Source organism: Pseudomonas sp. GW823-FHT03E05 (assembly GCF_058796855.1).
Genome location: NZ_JBXAJB010000001.1, coordinates 45,578 through 63,438, shown reverse-complemented (window position 1 = coordinate 63,438; position 17,861 = coordinate 45,578). Strand labels below are relative to the sequence as shown.

Sequence of the window (17,861 nt, the reverse complement as noted above, 5' to 3'; positions counted from 1 at the left end):
TTCAGAAGGCCAGCTTGTAACCGATGGAAAACAGCATGACCGCCAGGCACGGGCGCAGGATCTCGTCGGAAATGCGCCCGGTCATGTGGCTGCCGATCCAGATCCCGGGCAACGAGCCCATCAGCAGGAAACCCAGCAGGTGCCAGTCCATGTTGCCCATGCTGGCGTGGCCCAGGCCTGCCACCAGGGTCAGGGGCACGGCGTGGGCGATTTCAGTGCCCACCAGGCGCTTGGTGGCCAGGAACGGATAGAGGATGAACAGCGCCACGGTGCCCAGGGCACCGGCGCCGATGGAGGTCAAGGCAACCATGGTGCCCAGGATCACCCCGGTGACCACGGTCAGGCCATTGAGCCCGCCGGGGCTGGGCTGGTAGTCGCTGCCATGGCGCTGGGCGAAGGCCATGAGTTTCTTCTTGAAGACAATGGCCAGGGCCGTGAGCAGCAGGACGAACCCCAGACCCTGCTTGATCACCGCGTTCAGGGCCTGGGGGTCGGTGTCGAGATTCTTCAGGAACCACAGGGTCAGCGCCACCGCCGGCACGCTGCCCAGGGTCAGCCAGCCGGTGATGCGCCAGTCGATGTTGCGGTTCTTCTGGTGCACCAGCACCCCACCGGATTTGGTGATGGCCGCGTACAGCAGGTCGGTGCCCACGGCCGTGGCCGGGTTGATGCCGAACCAGAGCAGGATCGGGGTCATCAGCGAACCGCCCCCCACACCCGTCATGCCTACGATGAAACCCACTACCAGGCCCGCGACTACAAAACCGAAGTTACCCACATCCATCAATAAAGCCCTACAAATCACGCGGCCAGGTCAAAAACTGGCGGCAGCATAGCGGCTAAAGCTTATGTCCATTTATATGAATAAAATCTAACGTTATAACCAGGCCCATTTTTTTCATGCACAAGGCGCATGGCAGCCCCTGCGCAATTGCAGCCGCCACATGCCACGGCGCCCCTGGCACGCGGCTAAAAAAAACACTTGCCGACAGACGCCGAACGCTCTGCGCTGCACATCAGGGCCGCGGCATCCGGTATTCTGCCGGTCGCTTGCCGGGGCACCCGGCCTGGCACTCCCCCTGGCTCGTGCCTCACACCCGATTCCAAGGAAGGCCCATGATCTCTGCCGACACCTCGTACCAGATCGAGCACCAACGCATCCGCTTCAGGCGCCAGAGCCTGCAACAGGAAGCCCCCGAAACCGGCGCACCCGGCCGGGGCAACTGGGGGCTGGCACTGTCCGGTGGCGGCATTCGCAGTGCAACCTTCGGCCTTGGGGTGCTGCAGGCCATGGCCCGGGCTCCAGCCCCCGTCGAGGCGCAACCACAGCCTGCGGGCGCACGCGAACACAGCCTGCTGTCGCGCATCGACTACCTGTCCACGGTCAGCGGCGGTGGCTATATCGGCAGTTTCTTCAGCAGCCTGTTCCTCCCCGGGCGCCTGCAGCCGCAGGCTCCCCAGGACCCGGTGGCCCATGCCGCCCACAACGCCTACCAGGCCCTGCGCTTCGAGCCGCCGGGGCGCATCAGCACCGGCGTCGACTACGCCACCCGGCCACCGGGCCAGGGCCCCGCGGCCTGGCTGCGGGAAAACGGCCGCTACCTGACCCCCACCGGCTCCGGTGACATGCTCTACGCCCTGGCCATGACCTGGCGCAACTGGCTGTCGCTGCAGGCCATGATCGGCCTGCCCATCGTGCTGCTGCTCAGCCTGCTGAGCCTGTTCCAGGTCCTGAGCCAGGCCAGCCTGCTGCTCTGGCCGCTGATGGCCAGTGCGCTGTTCGCCCTGCCCTGCGCCGTGGCGTACTGGCTGGTCATTCCCCAGGGCGACCTGGACCGGCCGCCGAGCATGGGCAACGCGGCGTACCGGATCATGCTCGGCATAGTCATCGGCCTGTGGCTCAGCGGCGCCCTGGCCTACTGGCTGGCCCAGTGGCAGGCCGTGGGCGCCCTGACCCTGGGCTGTGCCCTGGTGGGCAGCTGCGCCTTGCTGATCACCCGGCAACTGGTGCGGCGCCTGGCCGACAACCGCGACCCGGCCAAGGACAACGCCTGCGCCAACAGCGTGCGCAACTATCGGGTGCAGATCACCCGCGCCCTGGGCCGGGCGATGGCCGCGGTGGCGGTGCTGGGTTTTCTCGCCCTGCTGGTGACTGCGGCCCAGGCGCTGTACAGCTACCTGCACGACCTGAGGGCCCTGGGCAGCCTACTGTTGCTGGTGGGCCTGGTGTGGCTGGTGCGGCGCCTGGCCCTGCTCAAGGATGAAAAACGCCTGCCGGGCTGGATGCACAAGCTGCCGCTGGACGTGCTCGCGCTGATTGCCGGCGGCCTGCTGCTGAGCCTGCTATGCCTGTGCTGGGGCTTGCTGGTGCAGTGGATCGCCCACGACGGCGGGGTGGTGTCCGGCGACCACGCGGTGGCCTGGCGGCTGGCGGCGCTGAGCCTGCTGGCGGCCGTGCTGACCCACATCAGCGGGCGCTTCATCGGTTTCCTCAATACCTCATCGCTGCAGGCCTTCTACTCGGCGCGGCTGATCCGCGCCTACCTGGGCGCCTCCAATGGCCGACGCTTCAACGGCCCGGCCGCACAGCGCCGCACCTACATGAGCGTGGCCGAGCCCATGTCCAGCGACGACCTGTCGCTGCAGCAGTACTACGCCAGCCCCAGTGCCGGCCCGGTGCACTTGATCAACGTCACCATGAACCTGACCGTCGACCCGGCCGAACAACTGGTGCAGCGCGACCGCAAGGGCAAGCCGCTGTGCATCGCGCCGAACTGGGCACCCGACAGCCCGGCCCCCAGCGCCGAATGCCCGGCAGAACGCTACATTCTCGATGGCACGGCCTATCGTCGCGACCTCGACCATGGCCCGGCCTCGGAGATCATGAGCCCGCTGACCCTGGGCCAGTGGATCGGCGTCTCCGGCGCCGCCTTCAGCACCGGCCTGGGTCGCGCCACCAGCCTCGGCATGTCGCTGGTGCTGGGGCTGGCCAACGTGCGCCTGGGCATCTGGTGGCCCAGCCACTTCCTCGACCCCGGGCAACAGCACTGGGTGCCCCGGGACCTCAAGCCCTGGACCCGCTACGGCACCCAGGCCTACCTGTTCTATGAACTGACCGCGCGCTTTCACGGCTACCGCCGCGACTACCAGTACCTGTCAGACGGCGGGCACTTCGAAAACACCGGTACCTACGAACTGCTACGCAAGGAGCGCAAGGTGGAATTGATCGTCACCTGCGACGCCGGCTGCGACCCCGACTACCAGTTCGACGACCTGGCCAACCTGGTGCGCCTGGCGCGCATCGACCAGGCCCTGGAGATCCGCGAAGACCCGGGGGTTCTGAGCCATCCGCAGCTCAAGACGGTGTTTGCCAGCCTTGAGGAATTCCGCCAGCCACCGAGCGCCGAGAACCAGAAATGCGCCCTGCTGCTCAACGTCCATGCCCACTCCCCGGGCAGTGACGATGACCTGTGCCAGACGCCCCACTGCCGGATCCTGGTGCTCAAGCCCCGGCTGATCGCCGGACTGACGCCGGACGTGCTGAACTACGCCCGGACCAATCCGGGCTTTCCCAACCAGAGCACCGTGGACCAGTTTTTCGATGAGGCGCAGTTCGAGAGTTACCGGCAACTGGGCCTGAGCATTGGCCAGGCAGTCTTCGGCACCCAGTGCCAGCCCAGCGAGATTGCCCAGGCGTTGTGGCGGTATCTGCAATAGCCCCGGCAGCGCCGGGGCCTGCCGGTCAAGGGGTCTTGTGCCGCTTCACCGCTTCCAGCCATTGCGCTTCAAGGCGTTCCTGGTGCGGGTCGATGCCATGCTCGGCCAGCAGCGCCAGATGCCGCTCCACCTCACCGTGCATCTGCCCGTGGGCGCTGGAGTTGGCGTCCAGCTGGTGCATCTGGATCAGCCCCAGGTGATAGAAGCGCAGCAGCTTGAGGGCCGCAGGATCCCCCGCCGCCACCCCGGCGGTGACCTGGTGCATGACGTTGGTCACCCGCATCAGGCTGCGCTTGAGGCGCCAGCCATAGACCGCCGCCGCCATCCACGGCTTGCTCCAGAACACACTGCGCAACAACGCCGCGCTGATCAGCAGGCCGGTGAATACACCTGCCGCGTTCCACAGCAGGTTGTCCCCGCCGGGCTGGCCGAACAGCGCCACCGCCGCGCTGGAAAACAGCATGGCCAGGGCAATGAACACCAGCGCGATGATCAAGGTGCTGCGCCGGGTTTGCCGACGGTAAATCTCAGGGTCCTGCGGGGTGATGACGAACATGGGCGCGACGGGCTCCAATGGCTGAACGTGAGTGGCTGGCGCGCATTATCACCGCTGGACCGGCCGCCGGTGGGTTAAACGGGAAAAATATCCCATTAGGCTGATCCAGGTCGGTGTATTCCCCTGCCCCCGCGTCAACGCCGCTGCAACGACCGCCCCAGGCGCCGCCAGCCCAGCACCACCCCGCTGGCGCTGACCAGCAAACCTCCGGCGCTGAAGGCGATCATCCACAGATCCCACAACGGCCGGTTGGCCAGCAGCGGCAGCCAGTCCCAACTGTGCAGCAGGGCGAACAGCCAGCGCGAGGCGCGGCGCGGCTGGTCCAGTTGGCCGACGATGGCGCCGGTGTGCAGGTCCAGGTGCAGCCAGGTCTGCGCCGGGTCGTCGAAACGCACCCGCAGCACCGGCAGGCGCTGCTGCAGGTGGCCCATCATGCTCTGCGGTTCCCGGGCGTAGTAATAGAAGTCGTAGGCGGCAAGTTGCTCGACGAGCATCGGTTGCCCTGGCCGGATGGCCCAGGCCGCCTGCTGCAAGGTGCCGGGGTGGAACCGGCGCTGGACCCGATCCCCGGCCATGTCGAAGATCCGCGTACGCCCGGCGCCGTCATAGCCAATCACATACCCCTTGCCGGCGATCATCCGCCACTCCAGTTCCCGGGCCTGCAGGCCGTCATCGGCAAAGCGTTGCAGGACCTGCCCGGCATTCAGCGGGAAGGCCAGGGCGCGCAGTGGACCACCCTGGTACGCCGCCACCGACAAGGGCTGGGCGCTGCTAAAGAGCTTCCACGGGTTCATCGACATCAGGCCACTGAAGATCCAGGTGATCAGCAGCACGCCGAACAGCATGCCCCCCAGGTGATGCCAGCGGGCAAAACCCTGGTACGGCGAGTGCGAGCCGTTGCGGTAGGTGCGCTTGAAGCGCCAGCGCAGCACGCCCACCGCCAGGCCGAGCACCGCCATCAGGGTGGCGGCCAGGGACAGGTAGGTGACGATCGGCCCCCAGGCGCCATCGATGCCGATGCCCCGCAACGGGTACAGCCAGTGCAGCCAGGCGCCGATCCAGTTCCAGCCGCGTTCGCTGGCGGTAGCGTCACGCACCACCTCGCCGGTGGTGCCGGAGATATACAGCAGGCGCCGTTCGGCATCGGCAATGGCCACCCGGTGCAGCGGCCGGTCGGCATCCAGGGCCCGGGACAGGCTCCACATGTCTTCCTGCACGACGCCACGATCACGCGCCACCGCTTCGGGGGCGAACTGGCGGGCCGCGGCCAGGGCTTCGACCCTATCGGGGGGCGCCGCCGGCTGGCCGCTGTGGGAGTCGACCGCCACCTTGCGCGGCCCGGGGTATTCCAGGATGTAGCGCGGCTGCCCCGCCACCGTGGTCAGGCGGATGCGGGTGGGCGGCTGGTGCGGATCGGCGGCGTGCAGCACCTGCCCCAGCTCGGCTGGGGCAGGCTCCAGTTGCAGCACCGGCAGGTGGGCCAGGTGCTCGGCCGGGGTCAGCTTGGGGTAGCCGACATACAGCATCACCACCCCGGAGATAAACCACAGGGCCATGAACAGGCAGGCAACGATGCCCAGCCAACGGTGCCAGAGGTACAGGTAACGCTTCATCACGGGCAACTCGCAGATGCGCGGGGCGCCACCGGGCGCCCCGCTGGCTCAGGTTAAAAGCGCGTTTGCAGCGCCAGTTCGAAGGTCCGCGGCGCCCCCAGGTACAGCTGGCTCGGTGCGGTGGTGCGGGCGTAGACCTGATCGGTGAGGTTGCGCACCCGCCCGGTGATCCGCGTATCGGCGTTCACCTGATAGCCGACAAAGGCACCGAAGATCGTGTAGGCCGGCGCGTAGCGGCTGTTGGCCGCATTGGCGTACATCGAAGACACGTAGCGGGCGTCGCTGCCCACCTGCCAGGACGGCGCCAGGTCATAGGTCAGCCACAGGTTGCCGATCTTGTCCGGGGTATTGGTGGGCCTGTTGCCCTTGCGCGATACCGGGCGCCCGCCGACGTTTTCATAGAACTCGTCGTATTGGGCATCGACGTAGGCGAAGTTGCCTTCGGCTAGCAGCCTGGGCGTCACCCGCAGCGATGCCGCCAGTTCCACGCCCCGGGAAGACTGCTGCCCCACCGGCTGGCTGCTGCCGGGGTTGCTCGGGTCGGCGGTGGACAGGTTCTTGCGCTCGATGCGGTAGGCGGCCAGGGTCGCCGAGCCGCGGCCGTCGAGGAAATCGAACTTGCTGCCGACCTCCCACTGGTTGCCGGTGCTCAGGTCGAAGTCGCGCACCTGGCCATAGCTGGCGGTGGTCAGGATGCCCGCCGGCGGGTCGGCGGCGGTGCTGTATTGCACGTACACGTTGGCCGCCGGGGTCAGCTCGTAGACCAGCCCCAGGCGCCCGGTGGTCGGGCGGTACTTACGCTGGAAAAACGCCGGGTTGGCCTCGGTGACGGCGCGGTAGTTGGTCACCTGCAGGTCGATCTGGTCGTGGCGCAGGCCGCTGAGCAGGGACAGGCGCTCGCTCAGTTGCAGGCGGTTTTCCAGGAACAGGGCCCAGGTGTCCACCTGGTTGCGGCGGTTCTTGTCGAAGCCGCGCTGCATGCCGGGCAAGTCCCAGAAGCTGCCCGGGTCGAAATCGCCCGGATCAACGCCGGGCAGTGAGCCCGACACCGAGCGCGGGAAGTTGCTCATCACGTTGTGGCTGTAGTCGATGCCCGCCGACCATTGGCTGTCCAGGCCGAACAGCGTGTTGTGATGCAGCAGCTCGAAGCGGTTGCCGTTGAGCTCCTGGGCGTGGCGCTGGAGCAGGATGCCGGAACGCACCACCTGGCTGTTGTCGCTGTTGTAGGCGTAGGTCTCCAGGTTGCGGTATTCGCGGTCGGCGTTGTAGTGGTACAGGGTGTTGCGCAGCGAAGTACGGTCATCGACCTGATAGTCGATGATCGAGCGCAACCACTGCACCCGCTGTTCGTAACGGCCATCACGGACGTTGTAGTTCTCGAAGCGCCGGCTCTTGTCCACCTCCATCTTGCCCCCCAACGGGTTCAGCGCCGGGGTGCCCCAGTAGGGGCTGTCGACGCGCTCGTCCTGGTACTCGTAGGCCAGGGTGTGGGACAGCTGGTCGTTGAAATCCGTCAGCAGGGAGAAGGCCGTGGTCCAGGCGTCGCGCTGTTCACGGTCGACATAACCGTTGCTGGTGGTGTGGCTGAGGTCCAGGCGCGCGTAATGCCGCGGGCCGGCCCCCTCGTTCAGCGCGTGGTTGAAGCCGAAGGAGGTTTCAGTGCTGTCGTAGGAGCCATAGCTGACCCGCCCTTCATTGAACGACTCGGTGCGCGACGGCAGCTTGGTGATGTAGTTGATCGAACCGCCCACCGCGCCGGCGCCGTAGAGAAAGCTCGACGGCCCGCCGACGGCCTCGACCCGGTCGTAGATCCAGCTGTCCACCGGGCGCGCGGCGATGGAGTCGTACTGCACGCTGATGCCATTGAACAATTGGGTGATCTGCGCCCCGGAGAAGCCGCGATAGGACACGAAGCCCGGCACCCCGGGGGACGAGGCCGCGTTCATCCCCGGCACGCTGGCCAGGATGTCCTGGGTATTGGCGGCGCCACGCTGCTCGATCTGCTGGCGGTTGACCACACTGACCGAAGCCGGGGTTTCCCGGGGCGTCAGGCCCAGGCGCGAACCGGTGCTGCCCTGGGTATCGAGTTGCAGGCCGATCTTGCGTTCTTCGTCGGTGCTGATGCGCATCTGCGGCAACTCCAGCGGGGAGTCGGCCAGGGCATTGAACGACAGGGCGCAGCACAGCGCCGCGCAGTGGGGGGAGCGATTGAGGTGTTTCATGGACTCGGACTCGAAAAAAAATCATCGAACAGCGTCCGGCAACAGTCGCCGGAGCGACCGTGCAGCTAGTGCCGGAGGACGAGAAAGCGCGACCGCCGATGACGGTCGCCGGAGCGAGTCAGCCCAGAGGAGGTGCCCGGGGATTGAGCGCAGGCCAGCAAGAACGCGGCGGCGCCTTGCTGCGCTGCTCGCCCCCCAGCCGTGGCGGGCGTTGGCGGCGCAGCATCCAGCCCAGGCAAAACAGCAGCGCGATGCCCAGGCTCACGGCCGAGCACAATGGGCACATGAACGTGCTCAACCCACCGGCGGCGGCCTGATCGCTGAAGTCGCCGTCCAGGGCCGGGCCCGGGTTGCCCATGGCGGAACAGAATTGCCCGCCGACGCCATTGAGCTCCAGCCCGGCCATCTGCCCGTGGCCCAGGCCACAGACGAACACGTTGAACAGCACGCAGAAATACAGCGTCCAGGCAATGTGGGGGCGATGGGGGGAGGCATGGGTCATGGCGGCAAGATTAACAGTGAAAAAAGCGGCGGAAAATCACCCATGCAGGGCAAGCGAGACTCATGGGCCTGCCAGCGGTGAGGTTGTGGCGAGCTTTATAGCCGACTCCCGAAGAGTGCAGTGTCGGACCAGAACTAAAAAGAAGGCGCATCGCCTCACCTTCAAAGCAGCTCCCAGCCCATACGGTCCCTGTAGCCGCCGCAGGCTGCGAACGACTGCGATGCAGGCGCCGCTCTTGAGAGTGCTGAAGGTCCTGCGGCCCTTGTCGCAGCCTCGCAAGCTCGGCAGCGGTTACAAGCAGCGTCACCCTTCATCCTTATCGCCAGGCTATGTGCCCCAGCGCACAGACAACCCTCGCCTCTGCCCGGCAACCTCAAGGTTGCAGATTTTTGCCTGACACGCTCGTCGCGACGGTGCCTCGATTTGACCGCACGCCCCGCTCCCGGCCCTCCCTCGCACCCCGTGCCGAGGGACGGCTCTGTTATGCCAAGGAAAACATGGACAGTCATTGGACCCACGCATTCCTGAGGTTCTGGCGGCTGCCCGCCGCCCGATACGGCCAATGGAAGGCCTCGCGCAACAGCGTCGAATACCAGGCGCCGCTGCGCTCGGAGCTGTTCAGCACTGAACAGATGGCCCGCCACGGCACCCTGCTGGCGCAACAGCATCGCCTGAGCCCGAGCCGCACCCCGGACTGGCTGCTGGCCCGCCTGGCGGACAACGCCAGCGCCCTGGCCAGTTGCTGCAAGAGCCTGACCGCCGCCACCCACGCCTCACCCCGGGCCACCCCCGCCGCGGAATGGCTGCTGGACAACTACTACCTGCTGGAAGAACAGATCCGCATCACCCGCACCCACCTGCCCCGGGGCTACAGCCGGCAGTTGCCGCGCCTGGCCAACGGCCAGTCGGCGGGCCTGCCGCGGGTCTATGACATCGCCCTGGAAACCATTTCCCACGGCGACGGCCGGGTCGACACCGACAGCCTGGGGCGCTTCGTCGACAGCTACCAGAGCGTCACCCCGCTGATGCTCGGCGAGCTATGGGCAATCCCCATCATGCTGCGCCTGGCCCTGATCGAGAACCTGCGCCGGGTGGCCTTCCGGGTCATGGCCAACTGGAGCGAACGCAACCTGGCCAACGACTGGGCCGACCGCCTGATGGAAACCGCCGAGCAGGACGCCAAGAGCGTGGTGCTGGCGGTGGCCGACATGGCCCGCTCGGCACCGCCCATGACCGCCGCCTTCGTCGCCGAGCTGGCGCGTCGCCTGCAAGGACAGAACGCGGCCCTGGTGCTGCCCCTGGCCTGGATCGAGCAACTGCTGGGGGAAACCGGGCTGAACATCGAGCGCCTGGTGCAGCTCGACGCCCAGCAGCAGGCCGCCGACCAGGTCTCCATCAGCAACAGCATCTCCAGCTTGCGCCTGCTCTCGGCCAGCAACTGGCGCGAGTTCGTCGAGCTGATGAGCCGGGTCGAACAGGTACTGGAACAGGACCCCGCGGGGGTCTACCGACGCATGGATTTCGCCACCCGCGACCATTACCGCCATGTGCTCGAACGCCTGGCCCGGCACTGCCGCCACAGTGAAGAACAGGTGGCCCGCCAGTGCATCGAGCTGGCCCGCGCCCAGTACCGCGCCGAGGCGCCGGAAGCCGTGGCCGGCCACGTCGGTCACTACCTGATCGGCGCTGGCCGGCGCACCCTGGAACAGCAGATCGGCGCCCGAGTCCCCCTGGCTGAACGTGGCCGCCGCCTGCTGACCCAGGCGCCCCTGGGCTTTTTCCTGGTGCCGGTGATCCTGCTCTCGGCCCTGTTCGCCTGGCCCTTCCTCAGTGCCCTGTATCAGGAAGCGACTTCCGGCCACTACTGGCTGGGGCTGTTGGCGGTGCCGGCGCTGCTGCTCGCCAGCCGGCTGGCCATCGGCCTGATCAACGGCCTGGTGACCCTGACCGTGGCCCCCGGCATCCTGCCGCGCCTGGATTACAGCGAAGGCATTGCTCCCCGAGCCCGGACCCTGGTAGCAGTACCCTGCCTGATCGGCTGCACGGCGGATGTCGAGGAGCTGGTGGAAGGGCTGGAAGTGCGCTTCCTGGCAAACCGCGACGCCCAGCTGTATTTCGCCCTGCTCAGCGACTTTCTCGACGCCCCCAGCGAAACCCTGGACGCCGATGCCGGCCTGCTGATGCTGGCCCGGCAACGGATCGAGGCGCTGAACCTGAAGTACCCCGAAGAAGCCGTGGAGCGCTTCTACCTGCTGCACCGGCCACGCCTGTGGAACCCGGCGGAACATTGCTGGATGGGCCACGAACGCAAGCGCGGCAAGCTCGAAGACCTCAATGCCCTGCTGCGCGGCCGGGGTCGGGAGCGTTTTTCGCTGATCGTCGGCGATATCCAGGCACTGCCTGAAATCACCTACGTGATCACCCTGGACAGCGACACCCAGTTGCCCCGGGACGTGGCCCAGCAATGCGTGGGGGCCATGGACCACCCCCTGAACCGGCCCCTGGCCGACCCGTTGAGCGGGCGCATCGTCAGCGGCTACGGGATTCTCCAGCCGCGGGTCGGCATCAGCCTGTCGAGCACCGCCCGTTCGGCCTATGCCCGGCTGTTCGCCAGCGACGCCGGGATCGACCCCTATACCCGCGCCGTATCGGACGTCTATCAGGACCTGTTCCAGGAAGGCTCCTTCGTCGGCAAGGGCATCTATGCCGTAGACACCTTCGAGCAGACCCTGGGCGGGCGCTTCGCCGACAACCGGATCCTCAGCCATGACCTGATCGAGGGCTGCTACGCCCGCTCCGGGCTGCTCAGCGATGTGCAGCTGTTCGAGGAATACCCGGCCCGCTACAGCGCCGACGTCAAGCGCCGCCAGCGCTGGATCCGCGGTGACTGGCAACTGCTGCCGTGGCTCCTGCCCTGGTCGCCCAAGGCCGGTGGAGGCCTGGAAAGCAATCGCCTGAGCCCCCTGGCGCGCTGGAAGATCCTCGACAACCTGCGCCGCAGCCTGGAGCCCATGGCCCTGCTGGGCATGCTGCTGTGGGGCTGGCTGGGGGCCACCCACCCCGTGGCCTGGACCCTGGCGGTGCTGATTCTGCTGCTGGTGCTGCCGCTGTCGGCGGCCTTTCGCGAGCTGCTGGAAAAGACCCCGGATGTGCCCCTGCAACAACACCTGGTGGCCGCCTTGGGCACAGCCGGCCAGCACCTGTGCCGGGCGCTGCTGCCCCTGGCCTGGCTGCCCCATGAGGTGGCCTACAGCCTGGGTGCCCTGGGACGCGCGCTATGGCGCATGAGCATCAGCAAGGAGTATCGCCTGCAATGGCAACCGTCCCGGGAAGCCGAACGCGGCCCCGATGACAGCCTGCTGGAGCTCTACCGGCGGATGTGGGTCGGCCCGGCCCTGGCGTTGCTCCTGGCCGGGCTGTCGTGGCCGCGCCCACAGTTGCTGGTGGCCGTGCCCCTGCTGCTGGCCTGGCTGGCCGGCCCGGCCCTGGCCTGGTGGCTGAGCCGCCCCGCCAGCCAGGTGGCCTTCGTGCCCAACACGGGCCAGCGGCGTTTCCTGCAGAGCCTGGCCCGCCGCACCTGGGCCTTTTTCGACCAGTACGTCGGCCCCCAGGACAACTGGCTGGCCCCGGACAACCTGCAGGAGCAACCCCAGCAGCGGGTAGCCCATCGCACGTCCCCCACCAACCTGGGCCTGGCCCTGCTGGCGCACCTGGCGGCCCATGACTTCGGCTACCTGAGCAGCAGCCGGCTGCTGCAGCGCCTGGAACGGATGCTCGCCAGCATGGGCCGGCTGGAGCGCTATCGCGGGCACTTCTACAACTGGTACGACACCCAGAGCCTGGAGCCCTTGCCACCGCGCTATGTGTCCACGGTGGACAGCGGCAACCTGGCCGGGATGCTGCTGACCCTGCGCCCGGGCTTGCAGGGCCTGATGGACAGCCCGCCGTCCCCGGTGCAGATCGCCAACGGCCTGCTGGACTGCCTCGACGTGCTCCAGGACGCCCTCACCGCAGCGGGTCAGGACACCGCGGCCGTACTGCGCTGGCGCCTGGAAACCCGCGCCGTGCATGAACACCTGAGCCTGCATGCCGGGGTCAGCGCCGAGGGCCTGCTGGGCCTGTTGCAACGCATTGGCGAGAGCGCCGTCGACTCCCACGGCGAGGCATCCGATGACAGCGCCTTCTGGCACCAGGCGCTGACCGCGCAATGTCGCGACCTGCATGACGAATTGCTCTGGCGCACCCCACCGCCCATGGCCGACGGTCGCCGCTTCGGCCTCCTCAGTTGGCGCCAGCTGGCCGAGCTGGACACCGACTATTGGCTGCCCCGGCACCATGGGCGGATCGCCGCGCTACGGAAACTGGCGCTGGAACGCTGCACCGCGGTGAACCAGTTGCTGGAGCAAGTGACCGGCATGGCGCAGATGGATTTCTGCTTCCTCTACGACACCCGGCGCCATCTGCTGGTGATCGGCTACAACGCCGACGAGCACCGCCTGGATGCCGGCTACTACGACCTCTTGGCCTCGGAAGTGCGCCTGACCCATTTTGTCGCCATCGCCCAGGGGCAGTTGCCCCAGGAAAGCTGGTTTGCCCTCGGCCGCCTGCTCACCAGCAGCGCCGGTACCCCGGTGCTGCTGTCCTGGACCGGTTCGATGTTCGAATACCTGATGCCGATGCTGGTGATGCCCAGTTACCAGGGCACCCTGCTGGACCAGACCTGCCACGCCGCCGTGGCCCTGCAGATCGAGCACGGCCAGCAACTGGGCCTGCCCTGGGGCGTGTCCGAGTCGGGCTACAACACCCTCGACAGCCAGTTCAACTACCAGTACCGGGCGTTCGGCGTGCCGGGGCTGGGGCTCAAGCGTGGCCTCGGCGCGGAACGGGTAGTGGCGCCCTACGCCAGCGTCCTGGCGCTGATGGTGGCGCCCCAGGCAGCCTGCCAGAACCTGCAGCGCCTGGCCCAGTTGGGCCTGCAGGGCCGCTTCGGCCTCTATGAAGCCGTGGACTACACCGAGTCGCGCCTGCCCCGGGGCCAGAACCATGCCGTGGTGCAATCGTTCATGGCCCACCACCAGGGCATGAGCCTGCTGTCCCTGGCATGGCTGCTGCTGGACCAGCCCATGCAGCGGCGCTTCGAATCCGACCCGCAGTTCCAGGCCATCGCCCTGCTGTTGCAGGAACGAGTGCCGAAAACCGCCGCCCAGTACCTGCATGCCGCCGGTGCCCCGGCGGCCGACGAAGCCGCCCGGGCCCACGAGAACAAACTGCGGGTGTTCGCCGACCCGGACCGCAAGCGCCCGGCGGTGCAACTGCTTTCCAACGGCCACTACCACGTCATGCTCAGCAGCGCCGGCGGCGGCTACAGCCGCTGCAACGAGCTGGCGGTGACCCGCTGGCACGAAGACCCGACCCGCGATCACTGGGGCCAGTTCTGCTACCTGCGGGACGTGGCCAGCGGCACGTTCTGGTCCGCCGCCTACCAGCCGACCCGAGGCCGCCCTTCAAGCTTCGAGGCGATCTTCACCGACGCCCGGGCCGAATTCCGCGTGCGTGAACAGGACTTCGACAGCCACACGGAAATCGTCGTGTCCCCCGAAGACCCCATCGAGCTGCGCCGCCTGCACATCTGCAACCGCGCCCGGGTACGCCGCAGCATCGAGCTCACCAGCTACGCCGAAGTGGTGCTGGCCCCGGCTCCAAGCGATGCCGCCCACCCGGCCTTCAGCAACCTGTTCATCGAGACCGAGCTGCTGCCCGATTGGCAGGCCATCGTCTGCAGCCGCCGTCCACGTTCCCAGGAGCAGCCGGTGCCCTGGATGTGCCACCTGCTGGCGGCTCACGGCGTGGACATCGACGCGATTTCCTACGAAACCGACCGCGCGCGCTTTATCGGCCGTGGCCGCGACCTGGCCGCGCCCCAGGCCCTGGACCCACAGACCGAACGGCTCTCGGGCAGCGCCGGGCCGGTGCTCGACCCGATCGTGGCGATCCGCTGCCGGATCACCCTCGACCCCGGCCAGAGCGCCACCATCGACCTGGTGACCGGGGTCGCCGAAAGCCGTGAACACTGCCTGCAACTGATCCACAAATACCGCGACCGGCACCTGGCGGACCGGGTCTTCGACCTGGCCTGGACCCACAGCCAGGTGCTGTTGCGCCAGCTCAACGCGTCCCTGGCCGAGGCCCGGCTGTTCCAGCAGATGGCAGCTTCGCTGCTCTACGCCAACGCCACCCTGCGCGCCGACAACAGCCTGCTGCAGGCCAACCGGCGCAGCCAGTCCGGGCTCTGGGGCCAGGGCATTTCCGGCGACCTGCCGATCGTCCTGCTGCAAGTGGGCGACCTGGCCAACATTGCCCTGGTGCAGCAGTTGATCAAGGCCCACGCCTACTGGCGGCAAAAAGGCCTGGCGGTGGACCTGGTGATCTGGAACGAGGACCAGGCGGGTTACCGCCAGCAGCTCCAGGACCTGATCATGGGCCTGGTGACCTCCGGCAGCGAAGCCAGCCTGATCGACCGCCCGGGGGGCATCTTCGTGCGCCCGGCCCAGCAACTGTCCGGCGAGGACCGCACGCTGATGCTGGCGGTGGCGCGCCTGGTGGTCAGCGACAGCCGCGGCAGCCTCGCCGAGCAAGTCCACCGGCGCCGCGCCGACCCTTCGCTGCCGCGCCTGGAAGCGCCCCTGGTACGCCTGCCACCACCCGCCAGCCGAGCCAGCACCGCTGCAGCGCCAGAGCTGATCCTGGAAACCCCCTACGGCGGTTTCAGCAGCGACGGCCGTGAATACCTGATCACCCTCAACCCCGGGCAGCCGACGCCCGCGCCCTGGGCCAACGTGCTCGCCAACCCGCTGTTCGGCACGGTGATTTCGGAAACCGGCGGCGCCTACAGCTGGCGTGAGAACGCCCACGAATACCGCCTCAGCCCGTGGCACGACGACCCGGTCAGTGACCCCAGCGGCGAGGCCCTGTACCTGCGCGACGAAGACAGCGGGCGGGTCTGGTCGCCCACTCCCCAGCCCTGCCCCGGAAGCGGCAGCTACCGCACCCGCCACGGCTTCGGCTACAGCGTCTTCGAGCATGAAGAGGACGGCATCCACAGCGAGCTCACGGTTTATGTGGCGCTGCAGGCGCCGATCAAGTTCTCGCGGCTGAAGATCCGCAACCTCAGCGGTCGGCCACGGCGCTTGTCGGCCACCTGCTATGTGGAATGGGTGCTGGGAGAGTCCCGCAGCCGCTCGGCCATGCACGTGGTCAGCGAAAGCGACCCGGTGAGCGGCGCACTGTTCGCCCGCAACCCCTACAACATGGAGTTTTCCGGGCACGTGGCGTTTCTCGATACGGACGCCGAGGTCAGCAGCTTCACCGGCGATCGCAGTGAGTTCATCGGCCGCAACGGCAGCCTCGCGGCGCCGGCAGCCTTGACTCGGGGGCGCCTGTCCGGGCGCTCCGGTGCCGGTTTCGACCCCTGCGCGGCGATGCAGGTGAGCCTGGAACTGGAGGACGGCCAGAGCCGGGAGGTGCTGTTTCGCCTGGGGGCCGAAGTGGATGCCAAGGCCGCCACCCGCCGGGTCCTGCAGTACCGCGGCAGCCAGATGGCGCAGGCCGAGCTTGCGGCCGTGCACCAGCATTGGCAGCGCAGCCTCGGCGCGGTACAGGTGCGCACACCGGACCCGGCCATCGACGTCATGGCCAACGGCTGGCTGATGTACCAGACCATTGCCTGCCGCTTCTGGGCCCGCAGCGGTTTCTACCAGTCCGGCGGAGCCATCGGCTTTCGCGACCAGTTGCAGGACAGCATGGCGATGATCCACGCCGAGCCGGCCCTGGCCCGCGAGCACCTGTTGCTGTGCGCCGCCCACCAGTATCCCGAGGGCGACGTCCAGCACTGGTGGCACCCGCCACAGAATCGCGGGGTGCGCACCGGCTGCTCCGATGACTTCCTGTGGCTGCCCCTGGCCACCAGCCGCTATGTACAGATCACCGGCGACCACAGCGTGCTGGAGGTCGAAGTGGGTTACCTGGAAGGCCGCCTGCTCAATTCCGGGGAAGAGTCCTACTACGACCTGCCCCAGGCCAGCGGGCTGCGGGAAAGCCTCTACCTGCACTGCCGGCGCGCCATCGAGCACGGCCAGCGGCGCGGGGTCCACGGCTTGCCGCTAATGGGCACCGGGGACTGGAACGACGGCATGAACCGAGTCGGTGAACACGGCCTGGGGGAAAGCGTGTGGCTGGGCTTCTTCGGCCATGAAGTGCTGCAACGCTTTGCCGTCACCGCCGAGCAGCACCAGGACCCGGACTTCGCCCGAGAGTGCCGCGCCCAGGCCCTGGCCTTGCGCGCCGCCCTCGACAGCCAGGCCTGGGACGGCCAGTGGTATCGCCGCGCCTGGTTCGACGATGGCCAGATCCTGGGCAGCGCCAGCAACCAGGAGTGCCGCATCGACTCCATCGCCCAGAGCTGGTCGGTGCTGTCCGGCGCCGCCAGCGATGCCCGCCAGCACCAGGCCATGGCCTCCCTGGACCAGCACCTGGTGCGTCGCGACAGCGGCGTGGTGCTGCTGCTCGACCCACCTTTCGCCCACAGCTCCCTGGACCCGGGCTACATCAAGGGCTACGTGCCCGGGGTGCGGGAAAATGGCGGCCAGTACACTCATGCCGCGGTCTGGGCCAGCATGGCCTTCGCCCGCCTGGGGGACAGTGCCCGGGCCTGGGAGCTGCTGCACATGATCAACCCGGTAAGCCGGCGCAGTGCCGAACAGGTCGCCACCTACCGGGTCGAGCCCTACGTGATGGCCGCCGACGTCTATGGCGTGGCGCCCCACACCGGGCGCGGCGGCTGGAGCTGGTACACCGGTTCGGCGGGCTGGACTTACCGGCTGATCGTCGAGTCGCTGCTGGGCCTGCGCCGCGAAGGCCAGAGCCTGTACATCGAACCGGTGATCCCGGCGCATTGGCCGGGCTACAGCCTGGACTATCGGTTCGGCGAGACGCTCTACCGTATTGAAGTGCGGCAGAACCCCGGCGCCACCCTCAGCCTGAGCCTGGACGGCCGGCCGCTGGTGGGGCTGGCCATACCGCTGCTGGATGACGGCAGTACGCGCCGGGTGCTGCTCACCTGGCCCGCGGCCCTGCCCGCGCAGGCCGGGCATACCCCGACAGCGACCCATACGGAGCCGGCACCATGACAGACACCCGGCCACACCCTGGACTACCCTGAGTGAGCGCTGACGCCTTGCCATCCGGTGGTTCTG

Annotated in this window: 7 protein-coding genes; 2 read left to right on the top strand and 5 right to left on the bottom strand. The window is 67.8% G+C overall.

Annotated features, from left to right (window positions below):
- Position 1: 1 nt before the first annotated feature.
- Complete coding sequence (locus tag AC1RCO_RS00175; protein ID WP_011062341.1) at positions 2-784, bottom strand: sulfite exporter TauE/SafE family protein; 783 nt, start codon at positions 782-784, stop codon at positions 2-4.
- Positions 785-1,116: 332 nt separating this feature from the next.
- On the opposite strand from AC1RCO_RS00175, the gene AC1RCO_RS00170 reads away from it, so the two are divergent.
- On the top strand, positions 1,117-3,717 hold the full coding sequence (locus AC1RCO_RS00170) for a hypothetical protein (protein ID WP_492617206.1): 2,601 nt from the start codon (positions 1,117-1,119) through the stop codon (positions 3,715-3,717).
- Between the two features lie 25 nt (positions 3,718-3,742).
- Here the strand turns inward: AC1RCO_RS00170 and AC1RCO_RS00165 are convergent, their stop codons facing one another.
- The 4 genes from AC1RCO_RS00165 to AC1RCO_RS00150 form a co-directional block, all read right to left on the bottom strand.
- Positions 3,743-4,273, bottom strand: coding sequence for a DUF3087 domain-containing protein (locus AC1RCO_RS00165; RefSeq protein ID WP_342402354.1), 531 nt, complete (start codon positions 4,271-4,273; stop codon positions 3,743-3,745).
- 134 nt (positions 4,274-4,407) lie between these two features.
- Positions 4,408-5,886, bottom strand: a complete 1,479-nt coding sequence (locus AC1RCO_RS00160) for a PepSY domain-containing protein (RefSeq protein ID WP_492617205.1) — start codon at positions 5,884-5,886, stop codon at positions 4,408-4,410.
- A gap of 53 nt (positions 5,887-5,939) precedes the next feature.
- The gene (locus AC1RCO_RS00155; RefSeq protein ID WP_492617204.1) at positions 5,940-8,108 is read right to left on the bottom strand and encodes a TonB-dependent receptor; all 2,169 of its coding nucleotides are present in this window, start codon (positions 8,106-8,108) and stop codon (positions 5,940-5,942) included.
- A 118-nt stretch (positions 8,109-8,226) separates the two neighbouring features.
- A complete protein-coding gene (locus AC1RCO_RS00150; RefSeq protein WP_053152829.1) occupies positions 8,227-8,610 on the bottom strand; it encodes a DUF2946 family protein in 384 nt (127 codons plus the stop codon).
- 497 nt (positions 8,611-9,107) lie between these two features.
- Between AC1RCO_RS00150 and AC1RCO_RS00145 the strand changes: the two genes are divergently transcribed.
- The gene (locus AC1RCO_RS00145) at positions 9,108-17,795 is read left to right on the top strand and encodes a glycoside hydrolase family 94 protein (protein WP_492617203.1); all 8,688 of its coding nucleotides are present in this window, start codon (positions 9,108-9,110) and stop codon (positions 17,793-17,795) included.
- Positions 17,796-17,861 lie beyond the last annotated feature (66 nt).

What these genes read in the sequence shown, in the direction of transcription:
- AC1RCO_RS00175 (WP_011062341.1), bottom strand. Translation starts at nt 784, where the DNA reads ATGGATGTGGGTAACTTCGGTTTTGTAGTCGCGGGCCTGGTAGTGGGT.
- AC1RCO_RS00170 (WP_492617206.1), top strand. Translation starts at nt 1,117, where the DNA reads ATGATCTCTGCCGACACCTCGTACCAGATCGAGCACCAACGCATCCGC.
- AC1RCO_RS00165 (WP_342402354.1), bottom strand. Translation starts at nt 4,273, where the DNA reads ATGTTCGTCATCACCCCGCAGGACCCTGAGATTTACCGTCGGCAAACC.
- AC1RCO_RS00160 (WP_492617205.1), bottom strand. Translation starts at nt 5,886, where the DNA reads ATGAAGCGTTACCTGTACCTCTGGCACCGTTGGCTGGGCATCGTTGCC.
- AC1RCO_RS00155 (WP_492617204.1), bottom strand. Translation starts at nt 8,108, where the DNA reads ATGAAACACCTCAATCGCTCCCCCCACTGCGCGGCGCTGTGCTGCGCC.
- AC1RCO_RS00150 (WP_053152829.1), bottom strand. Translation starts at nt 8,610, where the DNA reads ATGACCCATGCCTCCCCCCATCGCCCCCACATTGCCTGGACGCTGTAT.
- AC1RCO_RS00145 (WP_492617203.1), top strand. Translation starts at nt 9,108, where the DNA reads ATGGACAGTCATTGGACCCACGCATTCCTGAGGTTCTGGCGGCTGCCC.